This window comes from Anabaena lutea FACHB-196 (genome assembly GCF_014698305.1).
In the GTDB taxonomy this organism is placed as follows: Bacteria; Cyanobacteriota; Cyanobacteriia; order Cyanobacteriales; family Nostocaceae; genus Anabaena; species Anabaena lutea.
On sequence record NZ_JACJST010000063.1, the window covers coordinates 1 to 3,316 of the forward strand.

Genomic DNA, 3,316 nt, shown 5'->3' on the forward strand with positions numbered 1-3,316 from the left:
CCCCCCCGGTGTGAAGGGGGAGGGGGGTTTGTGGTAAGAATAGACCTGGCATCGAGCTATTTTGGCGTGGGGCAACCCCCAGACTATCGTTGCCGCAACAGCGTTTCACCTCTGAGTTCGGGAAGGGATCAGTGTGGTTCCACCGTGCTATAGACACCAGGAAAAACAGTGAACAGTGAGCAGTTATCAGTTATCAAAAAACTGTCACTAATTCAGAAACCCTGAAGACTGCAAGTAACGCGATATTCACCAATGTATTCACTGTTAACTGAGTGTGAGGTCAAGCCCTCGGTCTATTAGCACGGCTCGGCTGCATACATTACTGCACTTCCACCTACCGCCTAAGAACCTGTGTTCTACAGGTGACCTTACCTACTTATGTAGTGAGAGCACTCATCTTGAGGTGGGCTTCCCACTTAGATGCTTTCAGCGGTTATCCGCTCCGCACTTGGCTACCCAGCGTTTACCGTTGGTACGATAACTGGTACACCAGCGGTGCGTCCTTCCCGGTCCTCTCGTACTAAGGAAGGCTCCTCTCAATGCTCTTACGCCTGCACCGGATATGGACCGAACTGTCTCACGACGTTCTGAACCCAGCTCACGTACCGCTTTAATGGGCGAACAGCCCAACCCTTGGGACGTACTTCCGCCCCAGGTTGCGATGAGCCGACATCGAGGTGCCAAACCTCCCCGTCGATGTGGACTCTTGGGGGAGATCAGCCTGTTATCCCTAGAGTAACTTTTATCCGTTGAGCGACGGCCATTCCATGCTGCGCCGTCGGATCACTAAGGCCTACTTTCGTACCTGCTCGACTTGTCGGTCTTGCAGTCAAGCTCCCTTTATGCCTTTACACTCGTCGCACGGTTTCCAAGCGTGCTGAGGGAACCTTTGCGCGCCTCCGTTACTTTTTAGGAGGCGACCGCCCCAGTCAAACTGCCCACCTGAAACTGTTCCCTCTCCGGCTCACGGAGATGGGTTAGAATTCTAGCTTCGCCAGAGTGGTATCTCACCGTTGGCTCCATATTCCCCACAAGGAATATCTCCACGCCTCCCACCTATCCTGCGCAAGCGAAGCCCGAACACAATTCCAGGCTACAGTAAAGCTTCATAGGGTCTTTCTGTCCAGGTGCAGGCAGTCCGTATCTTCACAGACATTCCTATTTCGCCGAGTCTCTCTCTGAGACACCATCCAGATCGTTACGCCTTTCGTGCGGGTCGGAACTTACCCGACAAGGAATTTCGCTACCTTAGGACCGTTATAGTTACGGCCGCCGTTCACCGGGGCTTCGGTCGCCAGCTTCACTTTCGCTGACCGACTTCCTTAACCTTCCGGCACTGGGCAGGCGTCAGCCCCCATACGTCCTCTTACGAGTTTGCGGAGACCTGTGTTTTTGGTAAACAGTCGCCTGGATCTCTTCACTGCGACCCACTTCATCAGTGGGCACCCCTTCTTCCGAAGTTACGGGGCCATTTTGCCGAGTTCCTTAGAGAGAGTTATCTCGCGCCCCTTGGTATTCTCAACCTCCCTACCTGTGTCGGTTTCGGGTACGGGTATTCTGCTTTCATCACATACATAGCTTTTCTTGGCACTATCCTTCCCCACTCGGAGTTCGTAAACCCCTCCCAAACCAATTAGGGTGTGGCTATCTTTCATGCGTCCCTATCTATGCTCCCACAGAACAGTAAGTGACTATTGACACTTTGTCCATCGACTACGCCGTTCGGCCTCGCCTTAGGTCCCGACTAACCCAGAGTGGACGAACCTGGCTCTGGAACCCTTAGGGTTTCGGGGTGTATGATTCTCACATACATTTGCGCTACTCAAGCCGACATTCTCACTTCCGTTTCGTCCACAGCTGCTTGCCGCTACTGCTTCTACCTATGACGGAACGCTCCCCTACCGATTATTATTAGTAATCCCACAGCTTCGGTACATCGCTTAGCCCCGTTCATTTTCGGCGCGAGAGCGCTTGACTAGTGAGCTATTACGCACTCTTTCAAGGGTGGCTGCTTCTAGGCAAACCTCCTAGTTGTCTATGCACTCTCACCTCCTTTATCACTTAGCGATGATTTGGGGACCTTAGCTGGTGGTCTGGGCTGTTTCCCTCTTGACAATGAAGCTTATCCCCCACTGTCTCACTGGCAATGTGTGCTCTGGGTATTCAGAGTTTGTCTCGATTTGGTACCGGTCTCCCAGCCCGCACCGAAACAGTGCTTTACCCCCCAGATATAATCATTACCGCTGCGCCTAAACACATTTCGGGGAGAACCAGCTAGCTCCTGGTTCGATTGGCATTTCACCCCTAACCACAGCTCATCCGCCGATTTTTCAACATCGGTCGGTTCGGACCTCCACTTGGTGTTACCCAAGCTTCATCCTGGCCATGGTTAGATCACCAGGGTTCGGGTCTATAAACACTGATTATCGCCCTCTTCAGACTCGGTTTCCCTTTGGCTCCAGCATTCTCGCTTTAACCTACCAGTGCCTATAAGTCGCCGGCTCATTCTTCAACAGGCACGCGGTCATCCGTTTAATCGGACTCCCACTGCTTGTAAGCTAATGGTTTCATGTTCTATTTCACTCCCCTTCCGGGGTTCTTTTCACCTTTCCCTCGCGGTACTGGTTCACTATCGGTCACACAGTAGTATTTAGCCTTACGAGATGGTCCTCGCTGATTCACATGGGATTTCTCGTGCCCCATGCTACTCGGGATTCAGCTACTATCCTTTGACTTTCGACTACAGGACTTTCACCCCCTCTGGTACAGTATTTAGCTGTTTCGTCTAGTCTCCGTGATTCGTTCTCGCTGTCCCACTACCCCAAAAAGTAAACTCTTTGGTTTAGGCTCTTCCCCTTTCGCTCACCACTACTTAGGGAATCTCTATTGATTTCTCTTCCTCCAGCTACTAAGATGTTTCAATTCGCTGGGTTGGCTCATACCTGTCTATATATTCAACAGGCTGTATTTAGGGTTGCCCCATTCGGATATCTCCGGCTCATAGTTTGCTTCCAACTCCCCGGAGCATTTCGTCGGTAACCACGTCCTTCTTCGCCTCTGTGTGCCTAGGTATCCACCATTAGCCCTTATTAGCTTGACCACTTATTCATTGGTTTCCACTTGCAGACTCTCCTTCCTGAATCCTTTTATACTCCGCTTTGAGTCTTTTACTCATTACTCGGTACTCATTTCTCAGTACTTTGATTCGTCTGCCTGCTTATTTTCGCGTTACTATGCAGTTTTCAAGGTTCTGGCTGGTCGAACCCAGCAGTCTGACTTTTGTCTGTTGCTGACTTCTTTTCCAATGTGGAGGTTA

General features: G+C 51.2%; 2 rRNA genes. Both read right to left on the minus strand.

Going from position 1 to position 3,316, the window contains the following annotated elements:
* Positions 1 to 43: 43 nt before the first annotated feature.
* A 5S ribosomal RNA gene (gene rrf / locus H6G59_RS27010) occupies positions 44 to 161 on the minus strand.
* Between the two features lie 115 nt (positions 162 to 276).
* Positions 277 to 3,100: ribosomal RNA gene (locus H6G59_RS27015) — 23S ribosomal RNA — on the minus strand.
* Positions 3,101 to 3,316 lie beyond the last annotated feature (216 nt).